The 16,457-nt window shown below is 72.1% G+C and carries 15 protein-coding genes; 7 read left to right on the top strand and 8 right to left on the bottom strand.

The annotated features are described in order from the left end of the window. The first annotated feature begins 169 nt into the window (after positions 1–169). Positions 170–760, top strand: a complete 591-nt coding sequence (locus CG719_RS17650; RefSeq protein WP_100569610.1) for a dienelactone hydrolase family protein — start codon at positions 170–172, stop codon at positions 758–760. A 23-nt stretch (positions 761–783) separates the two neighbouring features. On the opposite strand, the gene CG719_RS17645 is transcribed toward CG719_RS17650, so the two are convergent. The 3 genes from CG719_RS17645 to CG719_RS17635 form a co-directional block, all read right to left on the bottom strand. After that, positions 784–1,602, bottom strand: a complete 819-nt coding sequence (locus CG719_RS17645) for a thioredoxin domain-containing protein (RefSeq protein ID WP_100569609.1) — start codon at positions 1,600–1,602, stop codon at positions 784–786. 86 nt (positions 1,603–1,688) lie between these two features. Beyond that, entirely contained in the window at positions 1,689–2,387 is a 699-nt protein-coding gene (locus CG719_RS17640; protein WP_100569608.1) for a hypothetical protein, read from the bottom strand. A gap of 69 nt (positions 2,388–2,456) precedes the next feature. Next, on the bottom strand, positions 2,457–3,773 hold the full coding sequence (locus CG719_RS17635; protein ID WP_100569607.1) for a DUF2252 domain-containing protein: 1,317 nt from the start codon (positions 3,771–3,773) through the stop codon (positions 2,457–2,459). A 231-nt stretch (positions 3,774–4,004) separates the two neighbouring features. On the opposite strand from CG719_RS17635, the gene dnaE reads away from it, so the two are divergent. Further along, entirely contained in the window at positions 4,005–7,544 is a 3,540-nt protein-coding gene (gene dnaE, locus CG719_RS17630) for a DNA polymerase III subunit alpha (RefSeq protein ID WP_100569606.1), read from the top strand. An 81-nt stretch (positions 7,545–7,625) separates the two neighbouring features. Here dnaE and CG719_RS17625 read toward each other — a convergent pair whose 3' ends face one another. Next, entirely contained in the window at positions 7,626–7,805 is a 180-nt protein-coding gene (locus CG719_RS17625) for a hypothetical protein (RefSeq protein WP_100569644.1), read from the bottom strand. A gap of 248 nt (positions 7,806–8,053) precedes the next feature. Between CG719_RS17625 and CG719_RS17620 the strand changes: the two genes are divergently transcribed. The 5 genes from CG719_RS17620 (at position 8,054) to CG719_RS17605 (ending at position 12,170) form a co-directional block, all read left to right on the top strand. Then, complete coding sequence (locus tag CG719_RS17620) at positions 8,054–9,271, top strand: NYN domain-containing protein (RefSeq protein ID WP_100569605.1); 1,218 nt, start codon at positions 8,054–8,056, stop codon at positions 9,269–9,271. Between the two features lie 116 nt (positions 9,272–9,387). Further along, entirely contained in the window at positions 9,388–10,362 is a 975-nt protein-coding gene (locus CG719_RS17615) for an ABC transporter ATP-binding protein (protein ID WP_100569604.1), read from the top strand. After that, positions 10,359–10,529, top strand: a complete 171-nt coding sequence (locus tag CG719_RS35415; protein WP_159024889.1) for a hypothetical protein — start codon at positions 10,359–10,361, stop codon at positions 10,527–10,529. The genes CG719_RS17615 and CG719_RS35415 overlap by 4 nt, the downstream gene beginning before the upstream one ends. Then, complete coding sequence (locus CG719_RS17610; protein ID WP_100569603.1) at positions 10,526–11,347, top strand: ABC transporter permease; 822 nt, start codon at positions 10,526–10,528, stop codon at positions 11,345–11,347. The genes CG719_RS35415 and CG719_RS17610 overlap by 4 nt, the downstream gene beginning before the upstream one ends. A gap of 34 nt (positions 11,348–11,381) precedes the next feature. Next, a complete protein-coding gene (locus CG719_RS17605) occupies positions 11,382–12,170 on the top strand; it encodes a hypothetical protein (RefSeq protein WP_234375626.1) in 789 nt (262 codons plus the stop codon). 121 nt (positions 12,171–12,291) lie between these two features. On the opposite strand, the gene ybaK is transcribed toward CG719_RS17605, so the two are convergent. From ybaK to CG719_RS17585, 4 genes are all read right to left on the bottom strand, one after another. Then, positions 12,292–12,801: a Cys-tRNA(Pro) deacylase gene (gene ybaK / locus CG719_RS17600; RefSeq protein WP_100569602.1), complete on the bottom strand. Its 510-nt coding sequence runs from the start codon at positions 12,799–12,801 to the stop codon at positions 12,292–12,294. Between the two features lie 14 nt (positions 12,802–12,815). Beyond that, positions 12,816–13,553 carry an LON peptidase substrate-binding domain-containing protein gene (locus tag CG719_RS17595; protein ID WP_100569601.1) on the bottom strand — a complete coding sequence of 246 codons (738 nt, stop codon included), beginning with the start codon at positions 13,551–13,553 and terminating at the stop codon, positions 12,816–12,818. An 11-nt stretch (positions 13,554–13,564) separates the two neighbouring features. Continuing rightward, positions 13,565–14,611: a hypothetical protein gene (locus tag CG719_RS17590; protein ID WP_100569600.1), complete on the bottom strand. Its 1,047-nt coding sequence runs from the start codon at positions 14,609–14,611 to the stop codon at positions 13,565–13,567. 251 nt (positions 14,612–14,862) lie between these two features. Further along, a complete protein-coding gene (locus CG719_RS17585) occupies positions 14,863–16,437 on the bottom strand; it encodes an oxidoreductase (protein ID WP_100569599.1) in 1,575 nt (524 codons plus the stop codon). Positions 16,438–16,457: the final 20 nt, after the last annotated feature.

Here is a 16,457-nt window from a genome sequence, read left to right as displayed (position 1 = left end):
GCGAACCTAACCCGCGACGCGCGGTGTGAACATGTGTGAGCGTGAAGATCGCGGGTAGGGCCGGGGGCGGTGTGACGATCCTCTCTCCGGGCCTGTCCGCGGGCCCTTCCCGGGCGGGCGCGCACCCGGCCGGTCGGAGGCCGTCGTACCCGGCTGGCACCATGGGCTCATGAACATCGTGCTCTTCCACTCGACCTACGGCCTCGGACCCGCGGTGCGCCAGGCCGCGGACCGGCTGCGTTCCGCCGGGCACGAGGTGTGGACCCCGGATCTCTTCGAGGGCCGTACGTTCGACACGGTCGAGGAGGGCACGGCCTGCAAGGAAGCGATCGGCAAGGACGAGCTGCTCAAGCGGGCCGTGCTGGCCGCGGCGCCCTACTCGGAGCGCGGCCTGGTCTACGCCGGGTTCTCGTTCGGGGCCGCCATCGCGCAGACGCTCGCGCTCGGTGACGAGAAGGCCCGCGGGCTGCTCCTGCTGCACGGCACCTCGGACGTCGCGCCGAACGCGAGCGCCGACGACCTGCCCGTCCAGTTGCACGTGGCCGAACCCGACCCGTTCGAGCCGGACGACTGGCTGAGCGCCTGGTACCTCCAGATGGGCCGGACCGGCGCCGACGTGGAGGTCTACCGCTACGCCGGGGCCGGCCACCTCTACACCGACCCCGACCTGCCGGACTACGACGGGGAGGCAGCCGAGGCCACCTGGCGGGTGGCGCTCGGCTTCCTCGCGGAGCTCGACGGGAACACCCAGGGCTCCTAGCTCCTGGGCGCTCCCGGCCGGGGTCAGCCCTTGAGGGCCGCGTCCACCGCCGCGTTGAACTCGTCCACCGTCATCGGCGGGTTCTCGGTGCCGGGCGTGGTCACCTTCTTGCCGTCCATGACCAGGCTCGGGGTGCCGGTCACCCCGTCCTTGTTGTTGTCGAAGGTCTTCGACATGGCGACCGCCCAGGCGTCGTACTTGCCGCTCTTGACGGCGTCGCGGAACGACGCGTTGTCCTTCAGGGCCAGCACGGTGTCCGCCACCTTGATGAGGTAGTCGTCGTTCTTGAACTTGTCGTCGGTCTCCTCCGGGTGCCACTTCGTCGAGTACAGGGCGGACTTGTACTCGAGGAACGCCTCGGGGCTGACGTCGAGCGCGGCGCCCATGGCGCTCATCGCGTTCTTGGAGCCCTCGCCGTTGTCGTGGTTGTCGATGAAGGTGCCGCCGATGTACTGGAGCTTGAACTTGCCGTCGTCGACGTCCTTCTTGACGGTCGTGCCGACCGCTTCCTCGAACTGGCCGCAGATCGGGCAGCGCGGGTCCTCGTAGATCTTGAGGGTCTTCTGGGCCGAGCTCTTGCCGATGACCACGGTCGTGCCGTCGGTGCCGGTGGTGTTGCCCGGGGCGACGACCTTCTCGTCCTTCACGGCCTCCCAGTGGCCGGGCTTGTTGGCCTGGACGACGGCGTAGCCGATGCCGCCGGCCGCGGCCAGCACGACCACGACCGCGCCGGCCACGGTGAGCTGCCGCTTGATCTTGGCCCGCTTGGCCTCGCGCTCGCGCTCGACGCGCAGCCGCTCCCGGGCCGCCGTCTTCGCCGACTGGGTGTTCCGCTTGCTCATGGTGGTGTTCTCCCGTGGGACGCGCAGCTTCGTGCGCGGGGTACGAAGGGGGGACTGGTCGTGCTCGGGGCGCCCGGGGTCGTCGCTCAGACGAGCGCGAGGGCGTCCGGGCACGGCGGTCCGCGCCGTCCCAGGGAGTACACGAGGACGCGTGCCCGCAGCCCGGCGATCGGCGGCGCCGGACGCGCCGGCCGGACCGCCGGGCGGGCACGGCGCACCGTGACGGCCGCCACCGCGAGCAGCAGCGGCCGGAAGGTCGTGGCGGCCACCGCGCACAGCAGCTGGGCGAGCGCCCGCTCGCCGCGCCGCAGCCAGCCGGCCGCGAGCAGGCCGACGCCGATGTGCGCGGCCAGCAGCAGCCAGGCCGTGGCCGGGTCGGCGTGCGCGAGCAGGGCCGTCAGCCGGCCGGTGTCGGCGCCGGTCATCTGGGCCAGCGGGGTGCCGACGTCGGTGTGCCCGCCGCACAGCACGTCGAAGCCGACCGAGCGCAGGGGACCGGCGACCGGGCCGCCCGCCGGGCCGTAGCACAGGTGCTGCCCGGTGGTGAAGACGGTGTCGGCGGCCAGCTCGACGGGGACCAGCAGGGCGGCGATCCGCCCGAAGCCGCGCTCGCGGCCGGCCAGGGCGTAGGCGAGCAGGAACACGGCGGCCGCGACCGCGGCCACCGTGTTCAGCGGCAGCGGGACCCGGGACAGCAGCACGTGCGACGCGGTGCTGAGCGTCACGACCACAGCCGTGAACAGCGCCGCGCGCACGGCTCTGAGTCGGGTCCCGGATATGTCCATAGCGAGAAAAGAGTCTGTCATGCGGGCCGGTAAGAGACCCCTAAAGGGTTCCTGTGTGCGGCCCATCCGTCACAGACCCGGAATCCCCCCGTTGCGCAGCAGCTCCACGAAGACGCGGTGGTCGGCACGCGCGCGTGCGCCGTAGGCGTGCGCGAAGTCGACGAGCAGCGGCGCGAAGCCCTCCTCGTCGCCCGCGATCGCCGCGTCGATGGCCCGCTCGGTGGAGAACGGCACCAGCGACTCGCCCGAGGCGTCGTCCGCCGCCGCGTGCATGGCGGCCGTGGCCCGGCCCAGGTCGGCGACCACCTGCGCGATCTCCTCCGGGTCGTCGATGTCGTCCCAGTCGAGGTCCACGGCGTACGGCGAGACCTCGGTGACCAGCCGGCCCGCGCCGTCCAGCTCGGTCCAGCCCAGCCACGGGTCGGTGTGCGCCTGGAGGGCACGGCGGCAGACCACCGTGCGGTGGCCCTCGTGCTGGAAGTGGTCGTGGATCGCCTGGTCCGTGATGTGCCGGGCGGCCGCCGGGGTCCGGGCCCGCTGGACGGAGATCACCACGTCGTGCTCCAGGGCGTCGCTGGGCCCCTCCAGGAGGATGTCGTACGACAGCCCGGCCGGGTCGATCCCGCGGCGGCCGACGACGTCCTTGACGCGGTAGGACTCCGGGCGGGCCAGCGACGCCTCCGGCAGGGTCTCCAGATAGCCGTCGAAGGCCGCGAGGACCTTGTAGCGGGTGGCGGCGTCCAGCTCGACCGCGCCGCCGCCGGGCGCGAAGCGGCGCTCGAAGTCGCGGATCCCGGTCATCGACTCCAGCAGCCCGGCACGGGTCAGCGAGCGGGCGTCACGCAGCGTGTCCAGAAGCGGGCCGTCGGCGGTGTCGAGGGTGAAGGGCGGCACCTCGTCGCTCTTGGCGCCGGTGGCCAGGGCGTGGATCCGGTCGCGGTACGCGCTCGCGTACAGCGTCACCAGCTCGGTGATCCGCTCGTCGCTGAGCGCCTTGGAGTACCCGACGAGGGCGAGGGAGGCGGCGAACCGCTTGAGGTCCAGGGTGAAGGGGCCGACATACGCCTCGTCGAAGCCGGTGGCGCTGAAGACCAGCCGGCCGTCGGCGTCCATGTAGGTGCCGAAGTTCTCCGCGTGCAGATCGCCGTGGATCCACACCCGCGAGGTGCGGTCGTCCAGGTACGGGCCGCCCCGCCGGTCGCCGCTCAGGTCGTGGTGGAAGAGACAGGCCGTGCCCCGGTGGAACGCGAGGGCCGAGGACGCCATCCTCCGCAACCTCATGCCGAGCGCGTCCGGATCGTCGGCCAGGAGCTCGCCGAAGGCGGTGTCGAGGACGGCGATGATCTCCTTGCCGCGCTGCTCGTCGCTGAGCTGGGGGACCGACATCGCTGACATCGCGGAGTGCCTCCTGGTGCGGGTGGTGCGTGACGTGTGGAGTGGGTCCGGCAGGGGCGTTCCCCCACACCAACGTCCGGCGGTGCGGCGGAGTGCCCGTGCTTGTCCCGCCCGAAGGTACGGCTGGAACGCGGTCGCGTGTCAGTGCCGGGGCATAGACTTCGACGCTGTTCACCGGACTGTCCGCAGCCCGTCGTCTATGTTGTCCATGGAGGCCGAACCGTGTCGAAGCCGCCGTTCACGCACCTGCACGTCCACACCCAGTACTCGCTGCTGGACGGTGCCGCGCGGCTGAAGGACATGTTCAACGCGTGCAACGAGATGGGCATGACGCACATCGCCATGTCCGACCACGGCAACCTCCACGGCGCTTACGATTTCTTCCACACCGCGAAGAAGGCCGGAATCACCCCGATCATCGGGATCGAGGCGTATGTCGCCCCCGAGTCCCGGCGCAACAAGCGCAAGATCCTGTGGGGCCAGCCGCACCAGAAGCGCGACGACATCTCCGGTTCCGGCGGTTACACCCACAAGACGATGTGGGCGGTGAACAGGACCGGCCTGCACAACATCTTCCGCCTCTCCTCCGACGCCTACGCCGAGGGCTGGCTGCAGAAGTGGCCCCGAATGGACAAGGAGACGATCGCCCAGTGGTCCGAGGGCGTCGTCGCCTCCACCGGCTGCCCTTCCGGCGAGGTGCAGACCCGGCTGCGCCTCGGCCACTTCGACGAGGCCCTGAAGGCCGCCGCCGACTACCAGGACATCTTCGGCAAGGACCGCTACTTCCTGGAGCTGATGGACCACGGCATCGACATCGAGCGCAAGGTCCGCGACGGCCTGCTGGAGATCGGCCGGAAGCTCGGCATCCCGCCCCTGGTCACCAACGACTCGCACTACACCTACGCGCACGAGGCCGGCGCGCACGACGCCCTGCTGTGCATCCAGACCGGCAAGAACCTCTCCGACCCCGACCGCTTCAGGTTCGACGGCACCGGCTACTACCTGAAGTCGACCGAGGAGATGTACGCCATCGACTCCTCGGACGCCTGGCAGGAGGGCTGCGCCAACACGCTCCTGGTCGCCGAGATGGTCGACACCACGGGCATGTTCGTCGAGAAGAACCTGATGCCGAAGTTCGACATCCCCGACGGCTACACGGAGATCACCTGGTTCAAGGAGGAGGTCCGCCGCGGCATGGAGCGCCGCTTCCCCGGCGGCATCCCCGAGGACCGCCAGAAGCAGGCGGACTACGAGATGGACGTCATCATCTCGATGGGCTTCCCCGGCTACTTCCTCGTGGTCGCCGACTTCATCATGTGGGCCAAGAACAACGGCATCGCGGTCGGTCCCGGCCGCGGCTCCGCGGCCGGCTCGATCGTCGCGTACGCCATGGGCATCACCGACCTCGATCCGATCCCGCACGGCCTGATCTTCGAGCGGTTCCTCAACCCCGAGCGCATCTCGATGCCCGACGTCGACATCGACTTCGACGAGCGCAGGCGCGTCGAGGTGATCAGGTACGTGACGGAGAAGTACGGCGCCGACAAGGTCGCCATGATCGGCACGTACGGCAAGATCAAGGCCAAGAACGCGATCAAGGACTCCGCGCGTGTGCTGGGCTACCCGTACGCGATGGGCGACCGGCTCACCAAGGCGATGCCCGCCGACGTCCTCGGCAAGGGCATCGACCTGGACGGCATCACCAACCCCTCGCACCCTCGCTACAACGAGGCGGGCGAGATCCGGGGGATGTACGAGAACGAGCCGGACGTGAAGAAGGTCATCGACACCGCCAAGGGCGTCGAGGGCCTGGTCCGGCAGATGGGCGTGCACGCCGCAGGCGTGATCATGTCCAGCGAGACCATCACCGAGCACGTGCCCGTCTGGGTCCGGCACACCGACGGCGTGACCATCACGCAGTGGGACTACCCGAGCTGCGAGTCGCTCGGCCTGCTGAAGATGGACTTCCTCGGCCTGCGCAACCTGACGATCATGGATGACGCCGTCAAGATGGTGAAGTCCAACAAGGGGATCGACATCGATCTCCTCGGCCTCCCGCTGGACGACCCCAAGACCTTCGAACTGCTCCAGCGCGGCGACACACTCGGTGTGTTCCAGTTCGACGGCGGCCCCATGCGCTCGCTGCTGCGCCTGATGAAGCCCGACAACTTCGAAGACATCTCGGCCGTGTCGGCGCTCTACCGTCCCGGCCCGATGGGCATGGACTCGCACACCAACTACGCGCTGCGCAAGAACAAGCTCCAGGAGATCACGCCGATCCACAAGGAGCTCGAGGAGCCCCTCGAGGAGGTCCTCGCGGTCACCTACGGCCTGATCGTCTACCAGGAGCAGGTGCAGAAGGCCGCCCAGATCATCGCGGGCTACTCGCTCGGCGAGGCCGACATCCTCCGCCGCGTGATGGGCAAGAAGAAGCCCGAGGAACTGGCGAAGAACTTCACCATCTTCCAGGCCGGTGCCCAGAAGAACGGCTACAGCGACGAGGCCATCCAGGCCCTGTGGGACGTGCTGGTCCCCTTCGCCGGCTACGCGTTCAACAAGGCCCACTCGGCCGCGTACGGCCTGGTGTCGTACTGGACCGCCTATCTGAAGGCCAACCACCCCGCCGAGTACATGGCGGGCCTGCTGACCTCCGTCAAGGACGACAAGGACAAGTCGGCGGTCTACCTCAACGAGTGCCGCCGCATGGGCATCCGGGTGCTCCCGCCCAACGTCAACGAGTCCCAGTCGAACTTCGCCGCCCAGGGCGACGACGTGATCCTCTTCGGCCTCTCCGCCGTGCGCAACGTCGGCACCAACGTCGTCGAGTCGATCATCAAGTCCCGCAAGGCCAAGGGGAAGTACTCGTCGTTCCCCGACTACCTCGACAAGGTCGAGGCGGTGGTCTGCAACAAGCGCACCACCGAGTCGCTGATCAAGGCCGGCGCCTTCGACGAGATGGGGCACACCCGCAAGGGCCTCACCGCGCAGTACGAGCCGATGATCGACAACGTCGTCGCGGTCAAGCGCAAGGAGGCCGAGGGCCAGTTCGACCTCTTCGGCGGAATGGGCGAGGAGACCAGCGGCGAGCCCGGCTTCGGCCTTGACGTGGAGTTCGCCTCCGAGGAGTGGGACAAGACGTATCTGCTCGCCCAGGAGCGGGAGATGCTCGGCCTCTACGTCTCCGACCACCCGCTGTTCGGTCTTGAGCACGTGCTCGCGGACAAGGCCGACGCGGGCATCTCCCAGCTCACCGGCGGCGAGCACGCCGACGGCGCGGTCGTCACCATCGGCGGCATCATCTCCGGCCTCCAGCGCAAGATGACCAAGCAGGGCAACGCCTGGGCGATCGCCACCGTCGAGGACCTCGCCGGCTCCATCGAGTGCATGTTCTTCCCGGCGACCTACCAGTTGGTGTCCACCCAACTCGTCGAGGACGCCGTGGTGTTCGTCAAGGGCCGCCTGGACAAGCGGGAGGACGTGCCCCGCCTGGTGGCGATGGAGCTGATGATCCCCGACCTGTCGAACGCCGGGGCCAACGCCCCGGTGATCCTCACCATCCCGGCGCTGAAGGTGACCCCGCCCATGGTGAGCCGCCTCGGCGAGATCCTCAGCCACCACAAGGGCGACAGCGAGGTCCGCATCAGGCTCCAGGGGCCGAGCAGGACGACGGTGCTACGGCTGGACCGGCACCGGGTCAAGCCGGACCCGGCGCTGTTCGGCGATCTGAAGGTCCTGCTCGGCCCGTCCTGCCTGGCGGGCTGACATGAACGAGGGGCGTGCCCGTGCGCATCGGGTACGCCCCTCGTCGATTACCGCACTTGCTCAACAGTCCATGGACCGGAGTCAGTTGTGGCCGAAGCGTTTCTGACGTCCCTTGCGGGCCATGGCAGTCGGACTCGTCTGCGGCCCGTGGGCGTGATGCTCGGCCTGCGGTTCCGACACGGACTGCTCCGTCTCCTGCGGGCCGTTCGCGGCCACGGACGTCTTCTGCCGGCTGCGGTCCTGCTTGCGGTTCTTGGCCATGGTGATCAGCCTCCTGTGGGGGATCTCGGGGCCAGGGCCGGGACCAGATTCACATAGGCCGACAATGAACGCATGTTGGATAATTACCGTATGTAACGCGGGGTGTCGGGGTGCGGGCTCCCGAAACGCCACGCCGAAGATCGAGTTCGGGCCGTTAACCCTGGCCGGTTCGGGCAGACTCGAAGCACATCCCGAAGTACATCCCCAAGCACATCCCGAAGCAACCTCCCGGAAAGAGGGTGGATCGCGTGGACCGCTGCATCGTCCTGGTGGACGCCGGGTATCTGCTGGGCGCCGCGGCCAGTCTCCTCGCCGGGGAGCCGTCGCGGTCCCGGATCACCGTCGACCACACCGCTCTCGTGCAGGGGCTGCGTGAACAGGCCGAGTCCGACACCGAGCGGCCCCTGCTGCGCATCTACTGGTTCGACGGCGCGCCCGACCGTGTGCCGCAGCCCGAGCACCGCCGGCTGCGCGTGATGCCCCGGGTCACCGTCCGGCTCGGCGCGCTCACCCGCAGCGACGGACGTTGGGCGCAGAAGGGCGTCGACGCCGCGATGCACGCCGAACTGACCGAACTGGCCCGCAACCGCGCCTGCTCCGACGTCGTCCTCGTCACCGGCGACGGCGACCTGTTGCCCGGCATGATGGCCGCCAAGGAGCACGGCGTCGCCGTACACCTGTGGGCGGTGCAGGCCGCCGACGGCGACTACAACCAGTCCGAGGACCTGGTCGCCGAGGCCGACGAGCGGCGCGTGCTGGACCGCACCTGGATCACCAAGGCCGTACGCGCCAAGGAACTCGGCGGTGTCTGCGCGCCGCCGCCCGCGCCTCGCCCCGAGATCGCCGCGATCCTCTCCGCGCCGCTGCCCGAGTCCACGCTCAGCGCGGGCACCGAGAGCCGCGCCGAACCGCGGGAGCACCCGGCCGCCGCCCCGGGGCGCGGCGGCACCGAGGAGCGGGTGCCCGCCGCCAAGGGCGTGCCCACGCCCAAGGACCTGGCCGCCCTGCGCGCCCCCGGCGCCCCGCCCGCGCAGCACCCCTCCACGGCGACGCTGCGCTGGTCCTCGGACCGGGGCTGGGTGGACCGGCCGGGCACGCCCGCCGAGCCTCCCGAGGCCGCCTCCATGCCGACGCTCGCCCAGCTGACGACGGCCGAGCAGCGGTGGGCGGACCGGGAGGAGGACATCACGACGGTCGGCGGCGACCCGTACGAGGTGGGACAGGTCTTCGCCAGGCGCTGGGTGGACCGGCTGGGCGACCAGTCGCACCTGCAGAAACTGTCGTCGATGTACCCCCGCGTCCCGCACCGCGTCGACGGCGAGCTGCTGCGCTACGCCGCCCGCTTCGGGCTGCTCGCGCACAAGGACGACCAGATCGACGAGCACGACCGGTACGCCATCCGCGCCGGGTTCTGGCGGGAGATCGACGTACGGACCTCCACCGAGCGCGCCCCCGCCGGCGACTGAACCGCGTACCGGACCTCCTCGGGGCGCCCCGAGGACGAGCGGGGCTCCGCGACCCCGTACCCTCGTCCCTTGTGAGTACGCGCACGGCACAGGCATTTCGCCCCGGGGACGACGTCGTGTGCGCGGTGCGCGGACTGACCCGGACCTACCCCGCGGTGCGCGGCCGGCGCGGTGCCCCCGGCACGCCCGAGGTGCTGGCCACCGACGCGGTGGAGCTCGACGTACGGCGTGGCGAGATCTTCGGGCTGCTCGGGCCGAACGGCGCCGGCAAGTCCACCCTCGTACGCCAGCTCACCGGGCTGCTGCGCCCCGACAGCGGCACGGTCGAGATCCTCGGCCACGACATCGTGGCGCACCCCGAGCGCGCCGCGCGGATCCTCGCCTACCTCGGGCAGGAGTCCACCGCCCTGGACGAGCTGACCGTCTCGCTCGCCGCCGAGACCACCGGGCGGCTGCGCGGCCTGGACCTCCGGCAGGCGCGTGCCGAGCGGGACGCCGTCCTCGACGAACTGGGTCTCACCCCGATCGCCGGGCGCCCGCTGAAGAAGCTCTCCGGTGGCCAGCGGCGGCTCGCCTGCCTCGCTGCCGCGCTGGTCGGCGAGCGCCCGCTGCTGGTGCTCGACGAGCCGACCACCGGAATGGACCCGGTGGCCCGGCGGGCGGTGTGGTCCGCCGTCGACCGGCGGCGCGCCGAACGCGGCACGACCGTCGTCCTGGTCACCCACAACGTCATCGAGGCCGAGACCGTCCTGGACCGGGTCGCCGTCCTGGACCGGGGCCGGGTCATCGCCTGCGACACCCCGGCCCGGCTCAAGGAGCGGGTCTCCGGCGAGGTGCGGGTGGAACTGGTGTGGCGGGAGCGGGCGCCCCTGGAGGTGGCTGAGGTCGCCGCGCTCAGGGAACGGGCCGTCGAGGCGGGCCGCCGCTGGACGCTGCGGCTGGCGCCCGAGGAGGCCCGCGCCGCCGTGGCCACGGTCACCGGCGGTGCCGCGTTCGCCGCCCTGGACGACTTCACGCTGACCACGCCCAGCCTGGAGGACGTGTACCTGGCGCTGGGCGGCGCCGCACGGCAGGGGCTGGTGAAGGCATGACCGGGATCAGCGGCATGAGCGCGGGGACCGGCGGATCCGTGGAGGAGTACGCGGGCGCCGGGGGGAACCCGTCCGGTGCGGGAGACACGACCGTACCCGCCGCGCTCGCCGCGACGGACAAGTCGGCCGCGTGCGCTGCCGCAGGGAAAGGGAGCAGTTCGACGTGAGTGTCGTACCCGCCGGTGTGCTGCCGGGCGCGACGGCCGTACAGGACGGCGTTTCCGGTGACGCGGCCGTGCTCGGGCCGCGGGCGCGGCTGTGGCCGTCGCTGGCCGCCGTGTACCGGGCCCAGCTGTCCCGGGCGCGGGTGGCGAGGCTCCCGCTGCTGTTCGTGGCGACCTTCCAGTCCGTCGGCATCATGGTCATGATGCGGGGCGTGGTCGACGGCGGCAGCGAGGCCCAATACGTGGTGTCCGGCGCCTCGGTCGTCGTGGTCGCCTTCGTCGCGCTGAACCTGCTCGCCCAGTACTTCGGGCAGCTGCGGGCCAGCGGCGGGCTCGACCACTACGCGACGCTCCCGGTGCCGCCCGCGGCCGTGGTGCTGGGCGCGGCGGCCGCGTACGCCTCCTTCACGGTGCCGGGCACGCTCGTGACCGCCGTGTTCGGGTGCGTGCTGTTCGGGCTGCCGCTCGGCAACCTGTGGGTGCTGGTGGTGGTGATCCCGCTCGCCGGTGCCGCGCTCTCCGGGCTCGGCGCGGCCTGCGGGCTGCTCGCACCGCGCCCGGAACTGGCCACACTGCTGGGACAGTTGGGCATGTCGGCGGCGCTGCTGCTGGGCGTGCTGCCCCCCGACCGCATGCCCGAGGCGGTACGGCTGCTGCGTGACCTGCTGCCGTCCACGTACGGCGTGGAGGCCTACGCCCACACTTTCGCGGCCCGTCCCGACTGGGCTCTGGTGGCCGGCGACATGGCCGTCTGCGCCGGGGTCGGGGTGGTCTCGCTGGCCGTCGCCACCTGGGCCTACCGCCGGGCCGCCGTCCGGTGACGCGGCCTTCCCCCGCAACTGGCACGATGACAAGGTGACAGCTCCGTTGACTCCGCCACCACCGCCGCACCGGCGCTCCTCACAGCCTTCCGGCCCCTCCGGGCCGTCCGAACCCTCGCCGTCCTCGGCGTCGTCGGGGCCCTCGGAGCCGTCGGGGTCCGAGCAGACCCCGCAGCCGGGGCCGGTCCAGTCCTGGCAGGTGCCGCCCGCCCGGCCGCTGAGCCTCTACGAACAGGACGGGCCCGGATGGGCGGCCGAGATCCGGGAGGCCGTCGTCGTCCTGGTCGCCGTGGCGCTCTGCGGGGTGCCGCTGGGACTGCTCTGGCTGCGGCTGGCACCGAAGGTGCCGCTGATCGCCGAGGTGTCCGGGAACAACTGGGTCGTGTACCTCAAGGACACCGAGGGTGAGCAGGCCATCGGCGTGGACGGCACGTTCACGCTGCTGGCCCTGGCCTTCGGCGTGGTGTGCGCGACGGCCGTCTTCCTGGTGCGCAGGCGCGGCGGTGTGCCGCTGGTGGTGGCCCTGTGCGTCGGAGGGCTGCTCGGGTCGCTGCTGGCGTGGCGGCTCGGTGTGTGGCTCGGACCCGAGCAGGACGTGATCGTCCACGCCAAGGCGGTGGGCAAGGGAGTGACGTTCCCGGCGCCGCTGAAGCTCGACGCCAAGGGGGCGCTGCTGGCCTGGCCGCTGGCCGCGCTGCTCGTCCACCTGGGGATGACGTCCCTGTTCGGGCCGCGGGACCCGGAGATGTACGTGGGCGGGGCGCACGGAGACAGCGCGTACGGGGACGGTGCCCACGGGCACGGGGACTCCTCGGCGCCCTAGCCGGCCGGGGCCGGTCCGGCTCACGGAGGCCGCGAGGCGGACGCGGGCGGGTGGCAGGACGGGCGGCAGAACGGGCCTCAGCCGGTCCCGCCCGCCGGCGCGATGGCCGGGCGGGGGACGGTCAGCCGCGCCCGATCGGGGCGAGGGCGGCGCCGGTGAGGCCCGCCAGGTCACCCGGGGACAGTTCGACCTCCAGGCCGCGGCGGCCCGCCGAGACGCAGATGGTGGTGTGGGCGGGCGCCGAGTCGTCCAGGACCGTGGGGAGCCTCTTGCGCTGGCCGAGGGGGGAGATGCCGCCGCGGACGTAACCGGTGGTGCGCTCCGCGAGGGCCGGGTCGGCCATCGCCGCCCGCTTGCCGCCGACCGCCGCCGCCAGGGCCTTGAGGTCCAGGGAGCCCGCGACCGGCACCACGGCCACCGTCAGGGCTCCGTCGACGTCCGCCACCAGCGTCTTGAACACCCGGTCCGGGGAGACGCCCATCGCCTCGGCCGCCTCCTCGCCGTAGGAGGGGTGGGAGGGGTCGTGGTCGTAGGAGTGCACGGTGTAGCGCACGCCCGCCGCGGTCAGCGCCACCGTCGCCGGGGTGCCCCCCGCCCCTTTGTCCTGCTGCTTCTTCGCCTTCTTGGCCATCCCGACCCGTTCCTTCAGTTGAGACTCGTCGGCCCGCGGGTCAGCTCCGCGGCCGGCAACGACGGCAGACTACGGAGGATCGCCGTCTCCCTGCGCAGGAGTTTCAGCTCGTCGCGCAGCCGGGAGGAGACGTCGGGCGCCTGGAGCAGCCGCTGCTTCGCCGGAATGTCGAGCATCATCGCCGCGGCCACCAGGTACGACACCACGCTCGGCTCGTCCGGCAGCTCCGCGGCAGTCAGCGACCGCTCCCGCGCGCCCGCCAGCCGCTTCTGGTACTGGCGGAAGGACCGCAGCACCCCCTCGGCCAGCGCGCCCGCCTCGTCGCCGGGCTCCTCGGCCAGCTCCCGCAGCTCCGCCACGAGATAGGGGCCGGAGGCGTCCACGGACAGCAGCCGGACCCGGGTCGTGCCCGTGGCCAGCACCTCGAAGGTGCCGTCGGCCCGCTCCCGGATCGTCGCCGCGTCCGCCACGCAGCCCACGGAGTGGAAGGCCTTGGCCGGGTCGGTGCCGAAGCCGGCGGCGGGGCCGCGTTCGATCCGTGCGGTCGGATCGGGCATGCCGGGGGCGCTCTCGGCCATTTCGTGGCCGTCGCGGATCGCCATGACGGCGAACCGGCGCGGTTCGTCCTCGGGCGTCTTCAGCAGCGCGCGCATCATGGCGCGGTAGCGCTCCTCGAAGACGTTCAGGGGCAGCACCAGCCCCGGGAACAGCACCGTGTTCAGGGGGAAGAGCGGAAGGTGGACGGTGGTCACGGCGCAAAAGCCTAATGCTCGCCGCGACGGGCGCGTCCGCCGAGCCCGTATCGCGGGCGCCGGGACGGCCCTGCGGGCGGTGCGGCCCCCAGGTCGGCGCGCAGTTTCAGGAAGAACCCCAGCGGGTCGTCCGACTGCCGCTCCCAGGGGAAGGAGGTGGCGTACGGGCCGATGAGGCGCAGCTGCACGAGGGCGTCCTCGGGGCGCTCCAGCCGCAGCAGGACGCAGGTCAGCAGGTTGCGGATCTCCGCGGGCCAGGGCACGGCCGCCGGGAAGCGGGCGGAGAGCACGATCGCCCGGTCGGCCGCCGCGTGCAGCCGGGCCCGCGGCACCCGGGGCCCGCAGCCGTCGGTCAGATAGGCGAAGGCGGCCCGCACGGGCAGCGCCTGGACGAGCGAGCCGGCCGGGGCGTCCTGGGCGGCCATGTCGGCGAAGTCGAAGCACTCGCGGTGCGAGCCGTGCCAGGAGGTGGTCAGATAGCGCAGGGCGGCCACGTGGCAGCCGTAGTGGTGCGGGGCGCGGCGGACCGCGGCCTCCCACAGCTCCTCGAAGTAGCGGTGCCCGGCGCGGCTGCCGCGCGCGTGGTCCAGCGCGACCCGCCACGGCACCGGGTCACGGGCGTCGGCGCGTGCGGCGGCCGTGATCAGGGGGCTGACGCCGCGCAGCAGCTCGGCCCGCGCGGGCGAGGGCCAGGCGCGGTCGACCGCGAGCTGGGCGGCGACCAGCAGCGCGTCCGGGTCGTGCGGGGCGGTGGCGAGCCAGGCGTCCAGCCACTCCGGTCGGGAGCGGGCGATGGCGGCCAGCCGTCTCGTGTACCGGTCGCGCTCCTCCCAGCGGGCCCCCTCCCGGGTACCGGCGAGCAGCGCCGCGGCGGGCCGGTACGCGCCCTGGGCGGCGGCGACCAGCGCCGGGCCGAGAGGTTCGTCGGGCACGTCGAGGAGGACCTCGTCGTCGGAGGGGAGCCCGGCGGCGGTGAACCCGGCGGCGGGGCTGGGGACGGTTCTTGTCATCCGGGCAGGGCGGATGAACGCGGGCAGCGTTGCCATGGTGTCGACCATTGAAAGACGCAGGTCGCACGCGCGCCAGGGGGTTCGGGCAAGGAGCGGAAAGTTGTACGCGGGATGGTCAAGGTCGAGTAAAAGGTGCCGATTTCAACAACTGTCCGCGCGCTCGGCCTGATCCGAACGAGAGGGTCCTGGTGCCGCGGCAGGCAACCCCGTGAAGGAGCGGCGTCCGGTGCTCCCCCAAGCTCGAAGAGCTTGGGGGAGTGCCGGACGCCGCGACGGGGCGAACGTTGCCTGTCGGGGCACTAGTTCCGTCGCAGCAGCCGTGTCGCGCCCGCCGCCACCGTCGTGGCCAGGATCCAGCCGACCACGATCAGCGCCGCGGCGAGCCACTGCCAGCCGCCGCGCAGCTGCCACTGGTCCGCCTGGCCCAGGTCGACGAACGGCAGCAGCAGGTCGAGGGCGAACAGGGCGGGGTTCCACTCCGGGTGGCCGCCGGGGTCGGCCGGCGGCGGGCCCAGGCGCGCGAAGGCCAGCGAACCCGCCGCCCACAGCACCGCCATCCACACCGCGGCCCGGCCCGGCCGGTACCCGTAGGCCACCGCCCAGTCCTGGACGTAGCCCACCAGCTTGGCGGCGAGCGGCAGGGTCTCGCGGCGGCGCCGCTGCTTGGCGAGCAGTACCTCGCGTGCGTCCACGTCCTCGCCCGCCTCCCGCAGCACCGCGGCCAGCCGCTCGTACGGCTCCGGGTTGTACTCGGCGGTCGCCGCCGCCACCCAGTCCAGCCGCTCGGCCAGCGGGAACGGGCCCCGCGGCACCAGGTTCTCGTAGACGAAGCCGCCCATGTGCAGACTGCCCGGGCCGGGCCAGCTGCTCGCCCGGTCGACGAGGGTGACGACCCGCGCCCCGGACAGCAGCACCTGCCCGCGCGGCGGCGGCTCCCCGAGGAAGCGCAGCTCCGGCGTCTGCACCCGGCGCAGCGACAGCACCTGTTCGTCCGTGAGGGTGAAACGGGCCCGCTCCAGATCGACCGCGTCGCCGAACCGCCCGTCGTCCAGACGCACCCCGCCCCGGCACTCGAAGGGCTGGATCCGGGTCCCGCGCGCGGGCGTCACCCCGCTCAGCGGGCCGCCCACGCCCGCCGGGGTGAGGTACAGGGTGCGCTCGACGGTGAGCTGCGGCGCGTTCAGCGCGAACCGCTCCCGCGGGTTCGCCAGCCGCGCGCCGCGCAGGCTCAGCGAGACACCGATCTTCGCGCTGCGCAGACTGAACTCGCCGTACGACTCCAGCAGCTCCGCCTGGAGGTCCTGGCCCACCGTCATCCCGTCGGCGGCGATCGAACGGCCGGCCCGGTCCCGGTGCACGACCGCCTGGCTGAGCAGCAGGTCCGTGCCGATGTGCGCGTCGGTCAGCCGTATCCCGCCGGTGAACCGGCAGCGCGGCAGATGCAGATCGCCCTCGGTGCGCACCCGGGCCGCCTCCAGCCGCGGCACCGCGCAGTCCACCAGCCGCACAGTGGTGAAGCGCGCCTCCGGCAGCAGGACCTCCTGGTCGAACCGGCAGCCGTTCAGCTCCACGTACGGCAGCACCGCGCCCCCGGCGAGGTCCAGGGCGTCCGTGATCCGCAGGCCGCGGAGCTTCAGGGACGACACGCGCCCGGCGAGCGCGGGCGGTCCGTCAAGGAGCAGCCAGCACACGACGCGCGCCCGCACGGTCCGCTCGGGCCCCCACGGATGCCCGCCGTGCGGATCGTCCACCACGGCGTCACCGCTGCGCAGGTCGTACACGCTGCCGTTGCGGAAGGCCTGCCACATTCCCGCCTCGGTGGCGGTCAGGTCGTCGGACAGGTCCCCGGAGTGCAAGTCGGCCCCCTCCGTCACGATCCTCCCTCCCTCCCCGG

It is taken from the genome of Streptomyces sp. CB01373 (assembly GCF_002803075.1).
In the GTDB taxonomy this organism is placed as follows: Bacteria; Actinomycetota; Actinomycetes; order Streptomycetales; family Streptomycetaceae; genus Streptomyces.
Note: the sequence above shows the minus strand (reverse complement) of the source record. Positions and strands in the feature narration are given on the sequence as shown.

Coding starts and splice junctions, on each gene's coding strand:
- CG719_RS17650 (WP_100569610.1), top strand. CDS start 170: ATGAACATCGTGCTCTTCCACTCGACCTACGGCCTCGGACCCGCGGTG.
- CG719_RS17645 (WP_100569609.1), bottom strand. CDS start 1,602: ATGAGCAAGCGGAACACCCAGTCGGCGAAGACGGCGGCCCGGGAGCGG.
- CG719_RS17640 (WP_100569608.1), bottom strand. CDS start 2,387: ATGGACATATCCGGGACCCGACTCAGAGCCGTGCGCGCGGCGCTGTTC.
- CG719_RS17635 (WP_100569607.1), bottom strand. CDS start 3,773: ATGTCGGTCCCCCAGCTCAGCGACGAGCAGCGCGGCAAGGAGATCATC.
- CG719_RS17625 (WP_100569644.1), bottom strand. CDS start 7,805: ATGGCCAAGAACCGCAAGCAGGACCGCAGCCGGCAGAAGACGTCCGTG.
- CG719_RS35415 (WP_159024889.1), top strand. CDS start 10,359: ATGACCGGGATCAGCGGCATGAGCGCGGGGACCGGCGGATCCGTGGAG.
- ybaK (WP_100569602.1), bottom strand. CDS start 12,801: ATGGCCAAGAAGGCGAAGAAGCAGCAGGACAAAGGGGCGGGGGGCACC.
- CG719_RS17590 (WP_100569600.1), bottom strand. CDS start 14,611: ATGGTCGACACCATGGCAACGCTGCCCGCGTTCATCCGCCCTGCCCGG.